This window comes from Mameliella sp. LZ-28 (assembly GCF_012274245.1).
In the GTDB taxonomy this organism is placed as follows: Bacteria; Pseudomonadota; Alphaproteobacteria; order Rhodobacterales; family Rhodobacteraceae; genus Antarctobacter; species Antarctobacter albus.
This window is the reverse complement of record NZ_JAANYX010000036.1, coordinates 305,735-325,090: the sequence shown is the minus strand read 5'-3', so window position 1 is coordinate 325,090 and position 19,356 is coordinate 305,735. Positions and strand designations below refer to the sequence as shown.

Sequence of the window (19,356 nt, the reverse complement as noted above, 5' to 3'; positions counted from 1 at the left end):
CTGGATCATCGAGGTCGTCGACGGCCTGGCCGCCAACGGCGAGGACAACAACGCCGCGGTCGAGGAAAAGGTCAAGGCTGAGGTCGACGCCCTCTGCAAACGGTTCCCGATCTACCCCGAGCTCTGAGGCCCCCCTTCCTTCCTCTAAGCCCGGAGATGGCGGATCACGATGGTATCGTGATCCGCCTTTTTTGTCCCCGCCACAGCTCTCTGATGCAGAAAAAGAGAAAGGCCGCTGCGAAACACAGCGGCCTTTCCGGTCTGGGGCGAGGGGGGACACCTCAGATGTCGAGCGTGTGCTCGCGCTCCCAGCGGCTGAAGTGGGTCACGAAAGAGTTCCACTCCTGCTTCTTCATCTTGATGTAGGACGAGGAGAAATCCTCCCCCATCATCTTCTTCAGTTCCTTGTCCTTGTCATACTCGCGGATCGCGTCGAGCATGTTCAGCGGCAGCTTGGGTGCGCCCCGGACCTTGTGGCCTTCGGCGTACATGTCGATGTCGTGGCGCTTGCCCGGATCGGCCTTGGAGTGGATCCCCGACAGGCCCGCCGCGATGATCACCGCCTGCAGCAGGTAAGGGTTCACGGCGCCATCGGGCAGGCGCAGTTCGAACCGGCCGGGGCCGGGGACGCGGACCATGTGCGTACGGTTGTTGCCGGTCCAGGTCACGGTGTTGGGCGCCCAGGTGGCGCCGGACATGGTGCGCGGTGCGTTGATGCGCTTGTAGCTGTTGACCGTCGGGTTGGTGATCGCCGCCAGCGCGCTGGCGTGTTTCATGATTCCGCCAAGGAAGTGCTTGCCGCGTTCGGACAGGCCGACCTCACCGGTCTGGCCTTCGCCTTCGCCTGCGAAGACATTGACCTTGGCCGCGTCACCGGGCGCATCCCAGACCGAGATATGCGCATGGCATCCGTTGCCGGTCAGACCCTCGATGGGCTTGGGCATGAAGGTCGCGCGGTAGCCGTGCTTTTCGGCGACGGACTTGACCATGAACTTGAAGAAGGAGTGCTGGTCGGCGATCTTGAGGACGTCGTCGAACTCCCAGTTCATCTCGAACTGGCCATTGGCGTCTTCGTGGTCGGTCTGATAGGGCTTCCAGCCGAGATCGAGCATGTAGTCGCCAACCTCGCGCACCACGTCGTAGCGGCGCATCACTGCCTGCTGGTCGTAGCAGGGCTTGGCGGCGGTATCGAAGGGGTCCGAGATCTTGTCGCCTTCCGGCGTCAACAGGAAGAATTCGGCCTCGATACCGGTCTTGACGTGCAGACCCTCTTCGGCGGCTTCGGCAATCAGGCGCTTCAGCACGTTACGCGGGGCCTGTTCGACGGGCTTGCCTTCCATCACGCAGTCGGCGGCCACCCAGGCGACGTCGGGCTGCCAGGGCAGCTGGATGACGGAAGACGGATCCGGAACGGCCAGCATGTCGGGGTGTGCCGGTGTCAGGTCCAGCCAGGTCGCGAAACCGGCAAATCCGGCCCCGTCATCCTGCATGTCGGCAATGGCCGCCGCAGGAACCAGCTTGGCCCGTTGTCCACCGAACAGGTCGGTGAAGGAGATCATGAAATACTTGACGCCGCGTTCAGCGGCGTAGGTGGCGAGGTCGATCTTTGCGTCCGGCGCGGCCTGATCTTTTGCCATTTTTGTCATCCTCTCTGTCCTATTGTCTCGCGATGGGCGTCATCTTGTTTGCGCACCATCTTGTGAAGCGGCGCAGCCTCTTACAAGAGGCCGCGCCGTGTTGGTTCAGAAGCCGGGTTTGCCGGGGTACCATTCAGTGCCGGCGAGTGGAACGCGGGCCATTGCAGCCGCTTCCATCGTCAGCGCGCACAGGTCCTCGGGTTCGAGGTTGTGCAGGTTGTTGTGACCACAGGCACGGGCGATGGTCTGCGCCTCCAGCGTCATGACGCTGAGGTAGTTGCGCAGGTGCCGTCCGGCCTCGATCGGGTCGAGGCGCTTTTGAAGCTCGGCGTCCTGGGTGGTGATCCCCGCCGGGTCCTGGCCCTCGTGCCAGTCGTCGTAGGCGCCGGAAGTGGTGCCAAGCTTCTGGTATTCGGATTCCCAGCGCGGGTCGTTGTCGCCAAGAGCGATCAGAGCGGCGGTGCCGATGGCCACCGCGTCGGCGCCCAGGGCCATGGCCTTGGCCACGTCGGCGCCGGTGCGGATACCGCCGGAGACGATCAGCTGGACCTCACGGTGCACACCCAGGTCCTGCAGGGCCTGAACCGCAGGGCGGATGCAGGCCAGTGTCGGCAGGCCGACATGTTCGATGAACACGTCCTGGGTGGCGGCGGTGCCGCCCTGCATGCCGTCCAGAACGACCACGTCGGCGCCCGCTTTCACCGCCAGGGCGGTGTCATAGTAGGGGCGGGTGCCGCCGACCTTGACGTAGATCGGTTTTTCCCAGGCCGTGATCTCGCGCAGTTCGAGGATCTTGATTTCCAGGTCGTCCGGGCCGGTCCAGTCGGGGTGACGGCAGGCCGAGCGCTGGTCGATGCCCTTGGGCAGGTTGCGCATCTCGGCCACGCGGTCCGAGATCTTCTGGCCCAGCAACATGCCGCCGCCGCCGGGCTTGGCGCCCTGACCGACCACGACCTCGATCGCATCCGCCTTGCGCAGATCGTCGGGGTTCATCCCGTAGCGCGAGGGCAGGTACTGGTAGACCAGCTTGGAGGAATGCCCGCGTTCTTCTGGGGTCATGCCGCCGTCACCGGTCGTGGTCGAGGTGCCCGCCGCCGAAGCGCCGCGGCCCAGGGCCTCTTTCGCCGGGCCCGAAAGCGCGCCGAAGGACATGCCCGCGATGGTGATCGGAATGTCCAGCTCGATCGGCTTCTTGGCAAAGCGCGTGCCCAGAGTCACCTTGGTGTCGCATTTCTCGCGGTAACCTTCGAGCGGATAACGCGAGACCGAGGCGCCGAGGAACAGCAGGTCGTCGAAGTGCGGGACCCGGCGCTTGGCGCCGCCGCCGCGGATGTCATAGATGCCGGTGGCCGCCGCGCGGCGGATTTCGGCGTTGATCGGGTTCGAGAAGGTCGCCGACTGGATGGGCATCGTCCGAGGGGGCGTCTTGTCCTTGATGTCTTTCACGCTCATGTCTCCCTCAATACGCGTTGTCGACTTTGAAGTTGTACAGCTGACGGGCCGAGCCGTACCGCTTGAACTCTTCAGGCTTGGCATCGCTTCCGGCACGGTCCAGCAGGTCGCGCAGGATTTCGATGTGTTCGGGGCGCATCTCTTTCTCGATGCAGTCCGCGCCCAGCGATTTCACAGAGCCGCGCACGAAGAGGCGCGCCTCGTAGATCGAGTCACCCAGGGCGTCGCCCGCGTCGCCGCAGACCACCAGATTGCCCGATTGTGCCATGAAGGCGGACATGTGGCCGACGTTGCCGTGCACCACGATGTTGATCCCCTTCATGGAGATGCCGCAGCGCGACGAGGCGTTGCCCTTGATGACCAGCAGGCCACCGTGGCCGGTGGCGCCGGCGTACTGGCTGGCGTCGCCATCGATGACCACGGTGCCGGACATCATGTTCTCGGCGACACCGGGGCCGGCAGAACCGTGCACATGCACGGTCGCCTGCTTGTTCATGCCGGCGGTGTAGTAGCCGGTCGAGCCCTTGACGCTGACCTCGATCGGCGCGTCGAGGCCCACTGCGACGGCGTGGCTGCCGCGCGGGTTCACGATTTCCCAGCTGGTCTGGTTGGTGTCATTCGCCTGGGCATGCAGCGCGGCGTTCAGCTCGCGCAGGCTGTTGGCTTGAAGATCGTAGGTCTGCATCATGCCGCCTTCTTTTTCGGGTTGGGGGCCTGGTCATGGGTCCAGAAGTAAACGGTCGCGGGTTCGGGTTCCCAGACGCGGGCGGTTTCGATGCCCGGCAGGTTCACCAGCGCCCGGTATTCAGAGCCGAAGGCCACGTATTGGTCGGTTTCCGCCATGACGGCGGGTTTGCAGGCAATCGGGTCACGGACGACGCCAAAGCCGTCCTTCGTGCCGACGACGAAGTTGAAGAAACCGTCGAGATCCTCGAGCGAGGCTTCGAGCGCTTCGCCCAGCGTCGCGCCGTTCTGCATCTTCCATGTCAGGTAGGCCGCGCCGACCTCAGTGTCGTTCTGGGTCTCGATATGGATACCCTCGCGCTGCAGCTTGCGGCGCAGCGAGTTGTGGTTCGAGAGCGAGCCGTTGTGCACCAGGCACTGGTCCGATCCAGTGTTGAACGGGTGAGCGCCCAGTGTCGTCACCGCGGATTCGGTGGCCATGCGGGTGTGGCCGATGCCGTGGGTGCCCGACATCTTGGCGATGTCGAAACGCGCTGCCACGTCCTTGGGCAGGCCGACTTCCTTGTAGATTTCCAGCGTATCGCCAAAGGACATCGCGCGGACCTCCGGAGCGATCTCGCGCAGGGCGGTACGGGCCTCCTCCGCTTTGCCGGCGGGGACATGCAGAACCGCGTGGGTGTCGTTGCGGGTCAGTGTGACCTTGCCACCCAGGGCTGCGGCCATCTTGTCTGCGAGGCCGTCAAAGGCGGTGTCCGGGTCTTCGGCCTGGACGGTGAGTTTCGAGGCCGAGGTGTCCTCGGCGCCGTAGATCGCGATCCCGGCGCTGTCGGGGCCGCGGTCGGTCATGGTGATCAGCATATCGGTGAGCAAGGCACCCAGCTGGGGCTCTAGCGCCTTGTCCTTCAGGAACAGTCCGACAATTCCGCACATTCTGGTGTCGCTCCACTTTCTTGATTCTACCCGGTTCGGGCTGACCGGTTCAGGCTAGCACCGGAAAAGCGCTGCCGCAACTAAGATGAAAAAATTTTTCCTGAGAGGCAAGGGCAGGCGATGTGCCCGCCCTTGCCGGACTCGGGATCAGTACCGTTCGACGCTTTGCTGGACCTTTTCATGGTCCAGGGCGCGTTTCTTGGCGCGTTCCAGGTGTTCGCTTTCCCGCACGAACTGGATGCGGTGCCAGCCCAGCCAGAAGATCACGCCAAGCGCGACCATCAGCATTTCCGATCCCTGGAAGGGGTAGATCGGACCAACATCCGCCAGGTCTACGGCCCAGCTTTCGTAACCAATCGAGGACATAGTGGACGCTCCTTATTCTGCGGGGGTGAGTTTGGTGGCCAGGTGGGCCTTGTCGGCCTCGATGATGGCCTCCTTGGCCTCCTCGTAGGCATGGTGTTCGGCGTAATCGAGACCTTCAAGCTCGACCTCCTCGGGAATGCGCAACACGCCCATCGCTGCCTGAATTTTGGACACGGCGAAGGCGGGCAGGAACCCGAGACCGAAGAACATGATCATGGCGCCGATGAACTGCCCCAGCGGGTTGACGGTGGCATAGCCTTCATAAGGCGAAGACGGCGCGCCCCAGAGGACAAAGCCCGCGATGATCAGGCCCACGAAACCGGCATAGCCATGTACGGCGACGGCGCCGACGGCATCGTCCAGCTTGAACCGGCGTTCGACCCAGAAGTGCAGGCGGTAGACGATGACCACGCCAACGGCTGCGATCAGCATCGCCTGTACCGGGTGATAGAGGTCGTTGCCCGCGGAGGCGGTGATCACCCCGGCAAGGCCGCCGGAGAAGGTCCAGAAGGCATCGCCCTTGGACACCACGTAAGCCGCCATCAGGCCGCCAGAGAGGGACATCAGGAAGTTGAAGGTGATGCCGGACAAGGACGTCGGCGCCAGGTAGATGTTGGTGGCCGTCCAGGTGGTGCCGGTGATCTGGCCGCCGATACCTTCAGGAGAAATCACGGGCACGTTGCAGGCCGCGTAGAAGCCCCAGAAGCCGGTGTAGATCAGGAAGATCCCGATGGTGAGCATCCAGGGATTGTGCGGGGGAATGTCGCGCGGCGTGCCGTCCTTGGCGAACTTGCCGATGCGCGGTCCCAGAACAGCGATCACGCCCAGTGCGTATCCGCCCGCGATCGCGTGAATCACCCCGGATGCATAGGCATCGTGATAGCCGAGGAATTTCACCATCCAGCCATCATAGTGCCAGCCCCAGGCCGCATCGATGATCCACCAGACAGAGCCGATCAGCACCGCATGCACCCAAAGGGCCGAGGAGCGGATGCGTTCGATCACGGCACCCGACACGATCGAGGCTGCCGTCCAGGAGAACAGCAGGAAGGCTGCCCAGAACACACCGGTGATTCGGTCTGCGGCGTTCGGGCCCATCGTCTGCGCCCAGGGCAGGTTGCCAGAGCCCATCTCGTGGTTGAGCCCGCCGAAGAAGGGGAACATCGGGAAGGCCCAGTAGATCCACCAGCCGAAAAAGAAGAACGTGACGGTGACCAGCGGGATCACCATCACGTTTTTCATGAGCGTGTGCATATGGTTGCGCCGGCGGCTCGCGCCGACCTCGTACATGCAGAACCCGACGTGAATCAGGAACATGAAGACCACGGTCACCCAGTAGTAGAACTCGGTGAACACCGTGGTCAGGGCGTTCAGGTTGCCATCCATTATTTATCTCCCTGTGTGTTGGATTTTGATTTTCGTGCAACTTATTTCACCAATGGGAAGCGAATCTCATTCATCATGTCAAATTTATTTCACTCGCAGGGTAGATTTGTGTCAGTCTTACCCTATGGTCGTTCCGGCTATCATGCTTGTGATGCGTTTCCCGTCAGGAAAATAATCTTAACACAGGTATTGATTTTTTCCGGAGGATCGGTCTCAATATCTCCAAACCTAAGAGTCAGGGAGACAAGGAATGGCGATCATCTACAGGACGTCGGCGCTGGCTCAGCGTCATGCGGAAATCGGTGGTGAACTGGAAGATTGGAACGGCATGGGAACCGCCTGGTTCTATGACCACTCCGACGAACGCGCCAAGGCAGACTACGAGGCGGTGCGCACCAAGGCCGGCCTTATGGATGTGTCGGGCCTCAAGAAGGTTCACCTCAGCGGTCCGCACGCGGCGGCCGTGATCGACCGCGCCACCACCCGCAACGTGGACAAGCTGATGCCGGGCCGCGCGGTCTATGCCGCGATGCTGGACGACCGCGGCCTGTTCATCGACGACTGCGTGATCTACCGCGTCTCGGTCAACTACTGGCTGCTGGTGCACGGCACCGGAACCGGCCACGAAAGCCTGGCAATGGCCGCCTACGGCAAGAACGTCTCGATGATCTTCGACGACGACCTGCACGACATGTCGCTGCAGGGCCCGGTGGCCGTGGACTTCCTGGAAAAACACGTCGCGGGCATCCGCGACCTGGCATATTTCGGGATCATCCAGACCAAGCTGTTCGGTAAGCCGGTCATGATTTCGCGCACCGGCTACACCGGCGAGCGCGGCTATGAAATCTTCTGCGAGGGCCGCCACGCGATCGAGCTGTGGGATGCCATCCTCGAAGACGGCAAGGACATGGGTATCCGCCCGGTCCAGTTCTCGACGCTCGACCTGTTGCGGACCGAAAGCTACCTGCTGTTCTACCCGGGCGACAACTCGGAAACCTATCCCTTTGCCGATGGCAGCGCCTGCGGCGACTCGCTGTGGGAACTGGGGCTGGAATTCACCGTCTCCCCTGGCAAGAAGGGCTTCCGCGGCGCCGAGAACCACTATGCGCTGGAAGGCAAGGAGCGGTTCAAGATCTACGGTGTCCGCCTCGAAGGCACCACCGCCGCGGACGAGGGCGCCGAACTTCTCAAGGACGGCAAGCCGGTCGGTGTCGTGACCTACGGCATGCGGTCGGACCTGTTCGACCACACGGTCGGGATCGCGCGGATGCCGGTCGACTGTGCGGTTCCCGGAACCAAGATGACGGTGCGCAACGCGGATGGCACCGAAATCCCCTGCGTCGCCGAAGAAATGCCCTTCTACGACAAGGACAAGAAAATCCGCACCGCCAAGGGCTGACGCCCGGCCATGCAGAAGGCGCGACCCCCGGGCCGCGCCTTTTTGCCACCAAGAATCCCAAGGGAGACACGGCAGCATGTCGAAGTTCCAATTCCCCGAAAGCATCCGGAGCCGGCCTGTCTATGGCACGCTTGAACCGCGACCGGGCAAGGCGCATCTGATGATCGCGGATGCCGAGGGCGCCGAGGCCCTGCTGGACCTCGCGGCGCAGGACGCGTCGATCTTTCGCGCGGCGCATATCATCTATATCCCCAAGGCCACGGGTGAGACCTATGTCGATCGCCTGAAGGCTCTGGAACCGGCGCAGTTCTATGTCGGCCCGACCTACGAGGCCTCTGTCCAGCGCATCCGCCGGGTGCTCTCGGACGCCCACATGGGCCTGCAGGTCTACCTGACCGGGACCGAGGGGCTGATGGGGCAGGCCCAGAACGAGGCGATGACCGCCGGCATCCCGCATTCCGCGATTCAGACCGAACATCGCGGATCGGTCGCGCGTCGAATGCAGTGCGTGCACTGCAAGGGAATCACCGAGGACGTGATGACCGATCCCTTCGTCTGTTCGCATTGCGGGCTGAACCTGTTCGTGCGCGATCACTATTCGCGCCGGCTGGCTGCCTTCCAGGGCGTCCGGGTGGACGCCGAGGATCCCGGAAACGTGCCCGAACCCGTGGAGCTATACAAATGAGTGCTGCCCCCCAGAAAGCCAAGGCAGGCGCCGAGAAGATCGAGGTCGAGGTCAGCGCCATTGTCCCCCTGAACGATCTGGTCACCCGGTTCGAATTCACGCGCCGTGACGGTTTGCCCTTTCCGCCGTTCTCGGCGGGCGCGCATACCGTGGTCGAGATGAACGACGACGGCCGCACGCGGCTCAACCCCTATTCGCTGATGTCCGATCCGGCGGATTCCACCAAATACGCCATTTCCGTCCGGCGCGATGATGAGGGCCGTGGCGGCTCGCTCTTCATGCACCGGAAGGTCAAGGTCGGCGACGCGATGACGATCACCTATCCGGTGAACCTGTTCCCGCTGGACCTGCGCGGGCGCAAGCATGTCTTTCTTGCCGGCGGCATCGGCATCACACCTTTCATGGCGATGATCGCGCACCTGGAACGGATGGGCGGCGCTTGGGAACTGCATTACGCCTGCCGCAGCGAGGCCTTGGGCACCTATGTGGACGAGCTGACCTCGCGCCATCCGAACAAGGTGCATGTCTACTACGACGACAAGAAACAGGCCATTGCGCTGGAAGATCTGCTGGATGGTCAGCCGCTGGGCACGCATGTTTACGTTTGCGGGCCGCAGGGCATGATCCAGTGGGTGCACAAGACCGCCGCCGCGCACGGCTGGCCGGATGAGAACGTGCATTCCGAGGAATTCCTGGCCCCGCAGCCCGGCAAACCCTTCGAGGTGCGCCTGTGCAAGTCCGACATCGTCATCCAGGTGGGCGAACACGAAAGCCTGCTGGAAGCAATCGAACGCTGCGGCGTCGAGGCGCCCTTCCTCTGTCGTGGCGGTGCCTGCGGTCAGTGCGAGACCGATGTCGTCGAGGCGGATGGTGAGTTCATCCACCGCGATCACTGGCTGGATGATGACGAACATGCCAGCGGCAAGAAGATCATGCCCTGCGTCAGCCGCTTTGTCGGCAAGACGCTGGTTCTGGACCGATAGGGGGAGCGACCATGACGATTCAATTCAACGAAGAGACCTTCCGCGACGATTATTCATTCCGGAATTCGGACTGGGCCATCAAGCGCTTTCCGTTCCCGTTCCACGAAGACAGCTACATGTATTCGGTGAACATGGAGCAGCACCGGGGCGGGCCAGAGGGGTCGGTCTACGAAAAGCGGTTCGACGTCGACGAGCATTACGTTTCGGAAATGCGGGACCGGGCCATCGTCCTCGCGGACGATCCGCTGCGTTGCCAGTCTCTGCCGCACATGACGCTGGCCGGCTGGGACACGCTGGAACTGATCATGGTGTCCAAGTCCGAGGACTACCCGGACCTGTTCGAGCTGCACCGCGACGGCAATCGCTGGCGCTGGATCAACAAGCCGATGGGCATCGACCATACCTTTACCTTCCTCGACGAGACGACACTGCCCTGCGGGCCTTTGGAGTACATCACGCGGCAGGCGCAGGGCGACTACGCGGTGCTCGATCAGCGTAACGACATGCTCTACATGGACGCGGGCATGATCACGACACAGGCGGACTGGAGCCTGGATTTCGACATCGGCATGGATTTCTTCGAGTGGCACGCACCCGTGCCGCTGGCGCATGAGATGGGGATCTTCAAGCGGGCGCTGAAATTCCTGCTCAACATCCAGCAGGGCGCCCCGGCGCGGCGGCTGAACTGGACCATGACGGTCAACCCGCTGCTGGATACCAGCCCCGAGAACTATCACAAATGGGGTGTGCAGAAGACGACCCTGACACCGGAAAACATCGGGTCCAAGCAGCACTTGCGTGTCGAACTGCAGACCTTCTACCGGCTGCCGCGCTCGAACGCGCTGCTGTTCCCGATCCGCTGCTACCTGATCGCCTTCCAGGACATCGTGAGTATTCCGAAATGGGGGCGCCGCCTGCACAGGGTGATCCGCGACCTGCCGGAGGAACTGGCGACCTACAAGGGGTTCATCGACAACCGTCCGATGATGCTGGACTATCTCAGCCAGTATGATGACGGCCTGCCGACCTCGCCCGGTGTCTGGCCTGATCTCGACACCGAGCCGCCGCTGCAAAAGTGACGGGAAACGGAAAAGCCCCCGCAGTGCGGGGGCTTTTTGCGTCACCGGGCCCGGTGATCAGGTCTTTTGCGGATAGCAGATGATCGAGAGATAGCGCGCCGGAAGTTCGATCAGCACCTCGGGACCATGCGGGGCGTCGGCGTCAAAGAACAGCGTATCGCCCGGTTCCAGCGGGTAGTGCTGGTTGCCGTGCAGGTAGCCCAGCTTGCCCTCCAGCATGTAGATCATCTCGATCCCGTCGTGCTGGAAGGTCTTGAAGGTGTCGGACTCGGTGTTCAGCGTGATGAGATAGGGTTCGACGATCACGCCGCTGGAGTTCGACCCGATATGACCAAGGAGGTTGTACTGATGGCCTGCGCGGGTACCGGCCCGTTCGATTTCCAGACCCTCGCCAGCCTTGGTATGCACGGCTTCGCGGCGTTCCTCGTAGCCCTTGAAAAAGGCGGTCAACGGGACCGAGAGGGCATTGGCCAATGTCTGCAGGGTTGTCAGAGAGGGCGAGGTGTTGCCATTCTCGATCTTGGATAGCATCCCGATGGACAGGTCGGTCAGCCGGGACAATTCCGCGACCGTGATCCCCTGTTGCTTGCGATAGGCCCGGACTTCACGACCGATGGCGACCTCCAGTACCTTCTCTCGTTCCTCGCGCAGGCTGTGCGGATCCTGGATGAGCTTGGTCATGGTTTTCGACGACTCTACATTCATGCGGTCTCTCTGGATTTAGCCTCAAATTCCGGTCACTTGTATATGGTCTTAGTGTAGCGAAAATTCACTCCATTGCAAAAAAATATTCCTGTGGTTAAAAATTGGTCGGATTGGTCGGAGATTGGTTCTGATGACGAAGAAGATCGGCTTCCTCCTGTTCCCGGGATTCCCGATGGCCTGCCTGACATCGGTGATCGAACCCCTGCGCGCCGCGAACGAGATTTCGCGCACCACCGCCTTTGAATGGACACTGGTGGCCGAAGCGCCCCGGGCGGTGCAGTCCAGCGCGGGTATCCCGTTTGAGCCGCAGACATTGCTGGAAGACGTGGATGAGGTGGACTACCTGCTGTTGCTTTCAGCGCCGGCGGTCAAGTTTGCCGACCCGCGCAGCGCGGCACATCTGCGACGGCTTGGGCGGCACGGCTGCACGCTGGGCGCGATCAGCGGGGGGGTCTTTCCGCTGGTCCGAAGTGGTGCGGTCCCGGGCGAAAGATTGTCCGTGCATTGGTGCTATGAGGCGGCTTTTGCCACGGAATTTCCGGAGATTCCCCACAGCGACGAGGTCATTGAGGTGTCACGACGTTGCGTCACGGCCTCTGGCGCGGCCGCGGCCTTTGACCTGGCGCTGGGGTTCATCGACGCGGCATTGGGCGGTCATGTCGCGACTGAGGTGGCCTGCTGGTTCCAGCATCCGATGATGCGCAAGATCGGGGTCAAGCAATCGGTGCCGGTGCATCTGACCGGCAGCATCCAGGATGACCTTTCGCCCATCGTGTCCCGCGCGATCGAGGTCTTTGCCGCCGACATGACGACGCCTGTCTCGGTCGCCGAGCTGGCGGAAAGGCTGGATATTTCGCCCCGTCACCTTGAACGCAGCTTCAAACAAGCGACGGGGCAGAACCCGACCACCTATTTTCGCTGGCTCAGGATGCAGGCGGCCCGGCAGATCGTCATGTATACCAACGATGCGGTGGCCGATGTAGCGGCGGCGGTGGGCTATGCCAGCGCCAAGCATTTCACCCGTCACTACCGGGCCGAATACGGGCTGAGCCCGCAGGAAGATCGCAAGCGGATCAACCTTTACAGAACCGAGGGCAACCGTCCGGTGCCCTCGGTCTGATCCGTTCAGAATACCGACCGGCAGGCGGTGATCAACGCATGATGCAGAGATCCGGCAGAACTGCGCGGGCCGATCACCGACAGGGTGCGGGCATCGCGCGCAAGTACGAAACAGCCCAGGTGGTCGATGGTGGTGCGCTGGACCTCGCCGCCTTGCCAGTTGGCCAGGTCGACGGCGCAAAGCCGTTCCATCACTGCCGGGTGGTCTTCTCCCTTCAGGTCGAAGCGGCACCAGGCGTCGGTCTGTTCGGTCACGCTGGCATCGGTGCCAAAGGCCGCGACCAGCCGATGGGCCAGATCCTCGTGGGTGCTGATGGGCGCCTCGACCATCCATTGATCCGGGCCTGTCCAGAAGGCGGTCAACATGTCGCCTGCATGGCGTGACGGGGCAGGGGCCTCGGCCCCGATCAGCTCGCCCAGCGTCTTGCGTGCCGCCTCCTCGGACCCCAGCCGCGCGGCGACCGAGGCCAGGGCGACCGAAGTGATCTCGGTCAGGGTGAGCGGGCCGATATTGTCGACGCGCGGGTCGGCGGCGCCAAGCGGGGTGATGGGTTTCAGATCATGCACGGAGACGTTCCCCCTCTGGGTCGACGAAATGGGCGCTGACGACTTCGACGTCGTGATCGATACCGGTCAGCGGACTGACAAGGCGCACGACCTCGCCCAGGCGTGTATCGCCGGATTTCAGGTAGCCGATGCCGATGTGACAGCCGAGGTTGGGCGAGTAGCAGGCCGACGTGATATAGCCCTGGTCGTGCGCCGCATCGACGGGCGTGCCCTTCGTCATCAGGTGCGCACCGGCAGGAACCTTGTGTTCCGCGTTGACCGGCTTGAAACCGACCAGTTTCAGCGCGTCCTCCTCGTTCAGGCCGGGGCGTTCCGACAGGGTCGACCCAATCGAGTCCTTTTTCTTGGACACCATGCGGCCCATGCCGAGGTTGAAAGCGGAGGTGGTTCCGTTCAGCTCATTGCCCGCAGCGTGGCCCTTTTCGATCCGCATGACGGACAGCGCCTCGGTGCCGTAGGGAGTCACGTCGAATTCCTTGCCCTCCTTCATCAGGCGGCGCATCAGCGCATCGCCATAGCGGGTCGGCACCGCGATCTCGAAGGCCAGTTCGCCTGAGAAAGAGATCCGGAACAGCCGCGCCCGCAACCCGCCACAGACCGTGATCTCGCCACAGGCCATGAAGGGGAAGCCCTCGTTCGAGATGTCAAATTCGGGGTCGACGATCTTTTGCAGCAGCTTGCGCGAGTTGGGGCCGGCGACGGCGTATTGCGCCCAGGCCTCGGTGGTCGAGATCAGCTGCACGTCCATGTCCGGGTACAGGCACTGGCGCACGAATTCCATGTGCCGGAAGACCGGAACGGCGTTGGCCGTGGTGGTCGTGACGACAAAGTGATCCTCGGCCAGGCGACCGGCGGTGCCGTCGTCCATCGCGATGCCGTCTTCGCGCAGCATCAGGCCATATCGGGTCTTGCCCACGGCCAGCTTGGCAAAGCCGTTGGCATAGATCTTGTTCAGGAACTCGGCCGCGTCGGCGCCCTGGACGTCGATCTTGCCCAGCGTGGTACAGTCGCAGACTCCGACCGATTTCCGGGTCTGCAGGACCTCGCGGTCGACGCTTTCGCGCCAATGGGTTTCACCGGGCTTCGGGAACCATTGCGCACGCAGCCACATGCCGACCTCGACAAAGACGGCGCCCTGTTCCTCGGCCCAGTAGTGGCTGGGGGTCTTGCGGACCGGGCGAAAGTCCTTGTCCCGCGACCGACCGGCCAGCACGCCGATGGCGGTGGGGGTGTAGGGCGGGCGGAACATGGTGGTGCCGACCTCGGGGATCTGCTTGCCCGCGACCTCTGCCATGATGGCCAGACCGGCGATGTTCGAGGTCTTGCCCTGGTCTGTGGCCATGCCCAGCGTCGTGTAACGCTTGAGGTGCTCGACCGAGGTAAAGTTCTCCTGGTGCGCCAGTTTCACGTCCTTTGCGGTCACGTCGTTCTGCTGGTCGACCCAGGCCCGCTTGGCGCCTTTGACGTGCCAGAACGGGGCGACGCGCACCGGCGCGTCCTCGGCGCCCGGCAGGTCGGGGCGGGTGACGGTCAGGCCAAGGTCGCCAAGGGCAATGGCCGCCGCGTCCTGGCCCGAGCTGAGCGCCGCATGGGTGCTGAAGGCCCCATTGGCGGCGCCCGCGGGGATCAGGCCGGTCGGCATTGTGCCGCCGGGCACAAAGGCGCAAAGCGTCTCGTCCCATTGCGGGCGTCCGCGCTGGTGACAGGTCATGTGGACGTTGGGGTTCCATCCACCGGAAACACCCAGTCCATCGACAAAAAGCGTCCGCGTGCCGCCGTTCGACAGCTTCACGTCAACGGATTTCAGCCCGAGCCGCCCCTTGGTGTCGACCACCTGTGCACCGGAGAGGATCTCGTAGTCCGGGGTCACTCCGGCGTCGGGGCGGGTGTCGATCACCGTGACCTTGACGCCCTTGGCGTGCAGGTCGGCAGCAGTACGGTGCCCGTCGTCGTTATTGGTGAAGACGGCCACGGCCTTTCCCGGTGTCGCCGCCCAGCGGTTTGCATAGCTGCGCATCGCCGAGGCCAGCATGATGCCGGGCCGGTCGTTGTTTTCAAAGACGATGGGCCGTTCCGTGGCCCCGGCAGAGAGGATCGCGCGCTTGGAATAGATGCGCCACAGGATCTGCCGGGGTTTTCCGGCGGCGGGTTCCGCCAGGTGATCGCTGACCCGCTCGACCATGCCATAGATGCCGTGATCGAAGGCGCCGATCACGGTGCTGCGCGGCATGACCCGTACGTTGGGCATGGCTTGCAGGCGGGCCACCGTCTGCGCGGCCCAGGTCACGCCGTCCTCGTCCGCCAGCAGGCCGTTTTCCGCGTTCAGCCGGCCGCCCAGCAGGAAATCCTCGTCGGCGAGGATCACGCGGGCGCCGGATTCCCCGGCCGTCAGCGCGGCGGCGAGGCCGGCAGGACCCGCGCCGATGATCAACACGTCACAATGCAGGAAACCCTTGTCATAGCAGTCCGGGTCCGGTTCATGCGCCAGCGTGCCAAGGCCCGCGGCGCGGCGGATCATCGGCTCGTAGAGCTTTTCCCAGAAGGCGGCGGGCCACATGAAGGTCTTGTAGTAGAACCCGGCGGCAAAGAAGGTCGACAGCCGGTCGTTGATCGCCATCGCGTCAAACTTCAACGACGGCCAGCGGTTCTGCGAATTGGCGGTCAACCCGTCGAAGAGTTCCGCCGTGGTGGCGCGGGTGTTCGGCTCTTTCCGGGCGCCGCTGCGAAGCTCGACGATGGCATTCGGCTCTTCCGAACCGGCGGTCAGGACGCCGCGCGGGCGGTGGTACTTGAAGGACCGGCCCATCAGGCGCACGCCATTTGCCAAGAGTGCCGAGGCCAGCGTATCCCCGGCATAGCCGCCGTAGCGCTTGCCGTCGAAGGTGAAGGACATGGGCCTGTTGCGTTCGATCAGGCCGCCGTTCAGTCGGTTCTTGTCACTCATCTGGAGCGCCCCTCGGCCCGCGCGACATCGCGCGCCAGCTCTACCTTGGTGATTTCATGGGTGGTGGTGTCGCGGGTCACGACCAGCCAGGACCGGTCGCCCTGTTCGTGGAACCACAACTCGCGGTGCAGACCCGCCGGGTTGTCGCGCAGGTAGCCATAGTCGGTGAATTGGGCGACTGCATCCTCGGCCTGCCAGTCGGGCCGGTGGATGAGCATCGCGTCGCCCTTGTAGACGAACTCGGCAGCGTCGCGGGGGCCGAGGATGGGGTGGTCTATCAGCATGTCCGGTCCTCGCTCAGTGCAGGTTGGGCTGGTTGCCCATGCCCTTTTCGTCGATCATGTGGCCCGTGGCGAAACGATCGAAACGATAGGCTGTGGCGGTCTTGTGCGGGGTGTCGGTGGCCAGCAGATGCGCATAGGCAAAGCCCGAGGCCGGCGTGGCCTTGAAGCCGCCGTAACACCAGCCCCCGTTGAAATAGAGCCCGTCGATATGGGTGCGGTCGATGATCGGCGAGCCGTCCATCGACATGTCCATGATGCCGCCCCACATCCGCAGCAGGCGCGCGCGACCCAGGTTGGGGAAGATCGCCATGCCGCCTTCGCAGACGTCCTCGACCACCGGCAGGTTGCCGCGCTGCGCGTAGGAGTTGTAGCCGTCCAGGTCGCCGCCGAAGACAAGCCCGCCCTTGTCGGACTGGCTGCAATAGAAGTGGCCGGCGCCGAAGGTTATCACCCCGGGGAGGAGGGGTTTCAAACCTTCGGACACGAAGGCCTGCAGGACGTGGCTTTCGATCGGAAGCCGCATTCCGGCCTTCTCCATCAGCCGCGAGGAGGAGCCCGCGACACAGGAAGCGACCTTGCCCGCGCCGATGAACCCGCGCGAGGTCTCGACACCCTTGCAGGTGCCATTCTCGATCCGGAAGCCGGTGACTTCACAGTTCTGGATGATGTCGACGCCGCGCCGGTCGGCGGCGCGGGCATAGCCCCAGGCCACCGCGTCGTGGCGCACCGTGCCGCCGCGATGCTGCGCCAGCCCGCCCTTGATCGGAAACCGCGCGTTGTTCACGTTCAGGAAGGGGTAGCGCTCGACGATCTGCGCAGTGCTCAGCAGTTCGGCATCCGCACCGTTCAGTATCATTGCATTGCCACGCCGGATGAAGGCGTCGCGCTGTGCGTCCGAGTGGATCAGGTTGAGGATGCCGCGCTGGCTGACCATCGCGTTGTAGTTCAGGTCCTGCTCCAGCCCTTCCCAAAGCTTCAGCGAGAACTCGTAGAAGGGCTCGTTTCCGTCCAGCAGGTAATTGGAGCGGATGATCGTGGTGTTCCGGCCTACGTTGCCGCCGCCGATCCAGCCCTTTTCAAGCACCGCGATACGGGCCTGCTTGAACTCCTTGGCCAGATAGTATGCCGTGGCGAGGCCGTGCCCGCCGCCGCCGATGATGACATAGTCATACTGCGCCTTTGGCGTGGCATCGCGCCAGGCCGGACCCCAGCCGCGATGGCCGGTGAGCGCTTCCTTGATGACCTTGAACCCTGAGTAGTGCATAGATTCGGACTCCTTTGGTCCATCTTCCGTCATAGTTAGCTGGGAGTCGCTGCCCCGATCAGACGAAAATGGGCACAAATCGGACATGGGGCATCAAATCTGTCGCCGATGGTTGCATAAGACGCAATCCTTGTTGGGAAAATAATTTTCCCCAAGGTGCATTTTGGGCCAAAAGAGCTTTTGGAATGTGCATCCGGCGCCCTGCGGAGGTGTCGCGGGCGTTCCTGACAGGGGTGGGCGGTATATCGGACATGAAAATGCCGGGAGCACGCAGGGCATGGCCCGTTGTGATCCCGGCGCAGGGGCTGCGGTTGGTCGCGACGGGAGCGAAATACGCCGCGTGCCGCAGGTCGGTCCGGGGCTCGGAGCCCCGGAGGCCATTCGCATCAGTTGCGCAGGTAAACTTCCATGCTGTCGTCCAGCGCGTCTTTCCAGGGCGTGTGGTGCACGGGCGCCATCGTTCCCGTCATCACCGACTTGTAGCGGTTGTTGCGGAAGCCCATGATGTCCTCTGCCTTGTGCTTCTTCCACTCGTAGAAAGCCTGGCAGGCACCGTCGATGTCGAAGCTGGGATAGTCGGTTTCGGCCACCAGTTCCTCGATGTAGTCGGCCTGGTAGCGGATCGCGTATTTCACGTCGTCATCCGCCTCTTCGCGGGTCTCGCGTTCCTTCACGTCCGCCATCATCTCGTCCTTCGAGACCTTGGACAGGTCGATCTTGCCGAGGATCGCGTCACGCACCCACCATGCCTGTGCGTCGAACATGTTGAAAGTGAACCACTGGTCCTGCATCCCCAGGTAGAACATCTTGGGATTGTGGACATAGACCACGCCCTTGTAGAGGTCCGCGCTGGCCAGGCGGTTCGCGGTTTTCAGGCGCAGGTCGTCCGGCAGGAAGTTGAAGAAGTGCTTGTAGCCGGTGCAGAGGATGATCGCGTCCACGTCGCGCGTGGTGCCGTCCGAGAAGTAGACTGTGTTGCCGTCCACCTTCTCCATCGCCGGCTTTTCTTCCCAGTTGTCGGGCCATTTAAAGCCCATCGGCGCGCTGCGATAGCAAGAGGTGATCGACTTGGCGCCATATTTCCAGCACTGCGACCCGATGTCCTCGGCCGAGTAGGAGGAACCGACGACGAGGATGTCCTTGCCCGAGAATTCGCGCGCGTCGCGGAAGTCATGCGCATGGACCAGTCGGCCGTTGAACGATTCGAAACCCTCGTAGTAGGGCACGTTCGGGGTCGAGAAGTGGCCAGAGGCGCAGATCACGTGATCGAAGTCCTCGGAGTAGACGTGGTCCTTGGCGTGGTCATGGACCGTGACCGTGAACATGCCGGTGTCGGCGTTGTAGTTGACCCAGCGCACTGCGGAATTGAAGCGGATCCAGTCACGCACGCCGGCCTTCTTCACCCGGCCTTCGATATAGTCGAAGAGAACGGCGCGCGGCGGATAGGACGCGATCTGCTTGCCGAAGTGTTCCTCAAAGGAATAGTCCGCGAATTCAAGACCTTCCTTGGGGCCGTTGGACCAGAGATAGCGATACATCGAGCAGTGGACCGGCTCGCCGTTTTCGTCCAGCCCGGTCCGCCAGGTGTAGTTCCACAGGCCGCCCCAGTTGTCCTGTTTGTCAAAGCAAACGATCTCGGGAATTTCTTCGCCCTTGTCCGCGGCGGACTGGAATGCGCGAAGCTGGGCCAGTCCGGACGGGCCCGCTCCGATGATCGCGACGCGTTTCTTGGTCATATCTGTCTCCCATGTCTGACAGGCATCAATTGGTTCTTTTTGGTTGAACCAAATCTGGCCATTGATCAGGGGTCCTGTCAATAATTTTTCACATCAGGCAACAAATTTCCCGTCAGATAAAGAAAATCATGTTTTG

General features: G+C 62.8%; 17 protein-coding genes. 5 read left to right on the top strand and 12 right to left on the bottom strand.

What is annotated here, in order from left to right:
* Positions 1-281 precede the first annotated feature (281 nt).
* The 6 genes from glnT to G9Q80_RS25435 form a co-directional block, all read right to left on the bottom strand.
* On the bottom strand, positions 282-1,637 hold the full coding sequence (gene glnT, locus G9Q80_RS25460) for a type III glutamate--ammonia ligase (protein ID WP_069208927.1): 1,356 nt from the start codon (positions 1,635-1,637) through the stop codon (positions 282-284).
* 105 nt (positions 1,638-1,742) lie between these two features.
* A complete protein-coding gene (locus tag G9Q80_RS25455; RefSeq protein ID WP_172430590.1) occupies positions 1,743-3,089 on the bottom strand; it encodes an FMN-binding glutamate synthase family protein in 1,347 nt (448 codons plus the stop codon).
* Between the two features lie 7 nt (positions 3,090-3,096).
* Positions 3,097-3,774, bottom strand: coding sequence for a GltB/FmdC/FwdC-like GXGXG domain-containing protein (locus G9Q80_RS25450; protein ID WP_088715527.1), 678 nt, complete (start codon positions 3,772-3,774; stop codon positions 3,097-3,099).
* Positions 3,774-4,703 carry a class II glutamine amidotransferase gene (locus tag G9Q80_RS25445; RefSeq protein WP_088715350.1) on the bottom strand — a complete coding sequence of 310 codons (930 nt, stop codon included), beginning with the start codon at positions 4,701-4,703 and terminating at the stop codon, positions 3,774-3,776. The genes G9Q80_RS25450 and G9Q80_RS25445 overlap by 1 nt, the downstream gene beginning before the upstream one ends.
* Positions 4,704-4,850: 147 nt before the next feature.
* Positions 4,851-5,069 (bottom strand): hypothetical protein, encoded by a 219-nt coding sequence (locus tag G9Q80_RS25440; RefSeq protein ID WP_043146971.1) that lies wholly within the window; start codon positions 5,067-5,069, stop codon positions 4,851-4,853.
* A 12-nt stretch (positions 5,070-5,081) separates the two neighbouring features.
* Positions 5,082-6,455 (bottom strand): ammonium transporter, encoded by a 1,374-nt coding sequence (locus G9Q80_RS25435; RefSeq protein WP_043146969.1) that lies wholly within the window; start codon positions 6,453-6,455, stop codon positions 5,082-5,084.
* A 250-nt stretch (positions 6,456-6,705) separates the two neighbouring features.
* Between G9Q80_RS25435 and G9Q80_RS25430 the strand changes: the two genes are divergently transcribed.
* The 4 genes from G9Q80_RS25430 (at position 6,706) to dmmC (ending at position 10,601) form a co-directional block, all read left to right on the top strand.
* Positions 6,706-7,854, top strand: a complete 1,149-nt coding sequence (locus tag G9Q80_RS25430; RefSeq protein ID WP_043146967.1) for an aminomethyl transferase family protein — start codon at positions 6,706-6,708, stop codon at positions 7,852-7,854.
* Positions 7,855-7,930: 76 nt separating this feature from the next.
* Positions 7,931-8,539: a dimethylamine monooxygenase subunit DmmA gene (dmmA, locus tag G9Q80_RS25425; protein ID WP_043146966.1), complete on the top strand. Its 609-nt coding sequence runs from the start codon at positions 7,931-7,933 to the stop codon at positions 8,537-8,539.
* The gene (locus G9Q80_RS25420; protein ID WP_069208929.1) at positions 8,536-9,522 is read left to right on the top strand and encodes a PDR/VanB family oxidoreductase; all 987 of its coding nucleotides are present in this window, start codon (positions 8,536-8,538) and stop codon (positions 9,520-9,522) included. The genes dmmA and G9Q80_RS25420 overlap by 4 nt, the downstream gene beginning before the upstream one ends.
* Before the next feature lie 11 nt (positions 9,523-9,533).
* A complete protein-coding gene (gene dmmC / locus G9Q80_RS25415) occupies positions 9,534-10,601 on the top strand; it encodes a dimethylamine monooxygenase subunit DmmC (RefSeq protein WP_069208930.1) in 1,068 nt (355 codons plus the stop codon).
* Positions 10,602-10,658: 57 nt separating this feature from the next.
* Here dmmC and G9Q80_RS25410 read toward each other — a convergent pair whose 3' ends face one another.
* Positions 10,659-11,282 carry a helix-turn-helix domain-containing protein gene (locus G9Q80_RS25410; RefSeq protein WP_373286024.1) on the bottom strand — a complete coding sequence of 208 codons (624 nt, stop codon included), beginning with the start codon at positions 11,280-11,282 and terminating at the stop codon, positions 10,659-10,661.
* Positions 11,283-11,436: 154 nt separating this feature from the next.
* Between G9Q80_RS25410 and G9Q80_RS25405 the strand changes: the two genes are divergently transcribed.
* Positions 11,437-12,426: a GlxA family transcriptional regulator gene (locus G9Q80_RS25405; protein WP_088669963.1), complete on the top strand. Its 990-nt coding sequence runs from the start codon at positions 11,437-11,439 to the stop codon at positions 12,424-12,426.
* 5 nt (positions 12,427-12,431) lie between these two features.
* Here G9Q80_RS25405 and G9Q80_RS25400 read toward each other — a convergent pair whose 3' ends face one another.
* From G9Q80_RS25400 to G9Q80_RS25380, 5 genes are all read right to left on the bottom strand, one after another.
* A complete protein-coding gene (locus G9Q80_RS25400; RefSeq protein ID WP_088715351.1) occupies positions 12,432-12,992 on the bottom strand; it encodes a sarcosine oxidase subunit gamma in 561 nt (186 codons plus the stop codon).
* Positions 12,985-15,936, bottom strand: a complete 2,952-nt coding sequence (locus tag G9Q80_RS25395) for a sarcosine oxidase subunit alpha family protein (protein WP_088715352.1) — start codon at positions 15,934-15,936, stop codon at positions 12,985-12,987. The genes G9Q80_RS25400 and G9Q80_RS25395 overlap by 8 nt, the downstream gene beginning before the upstream one ends.
* The gene (locus tag G9Q80_RS25390; RefSeq protein ID WP_088715353.1) at positions 15,933-16,220 is read right to left on the bottom strand and encodes a sarcosine oxidase subunit delta; all 288 of its coding nucleotides are present in this window, start codon (positions 16,218-16,220) and stop codon (positions 15,933-15,935) included. Before G9Q80_RS25390 ends, G9Q80_RS25395 begins: the two co-directional genes overlap by 4 nt.
* 13 nt (positions 16,221-16,233) lie before the next feature.
* Positions 16,234-17,484 carry a sarcosine oxidase subunit beta family protein gene (locus tag G9Q80_RS25385; RefSeq protein ID WP_088715354.1) on the bottom strand — a complete coding sequence of 417 codons (1,251 nt, stop codon included), beginning with the start codon at positions 17,482-17,484 and terminating at the stop codon, positions 16,234-16,236.
* 386 nt (positions 17,485-17,870) lie between these two features.
* Positions 17,871-19,220, bottom strand: a complete 1,350-nt coding sequence (locus tag G9Q80_RS25380) for a trimethylamine monooxygenase (protein WP_088669961.1) — start codon at positions 19,218-19,220, stop codon at positions 17,871-17,873.
* Positions 19,221-19,356: the final 136 nt, after the last annotated feature.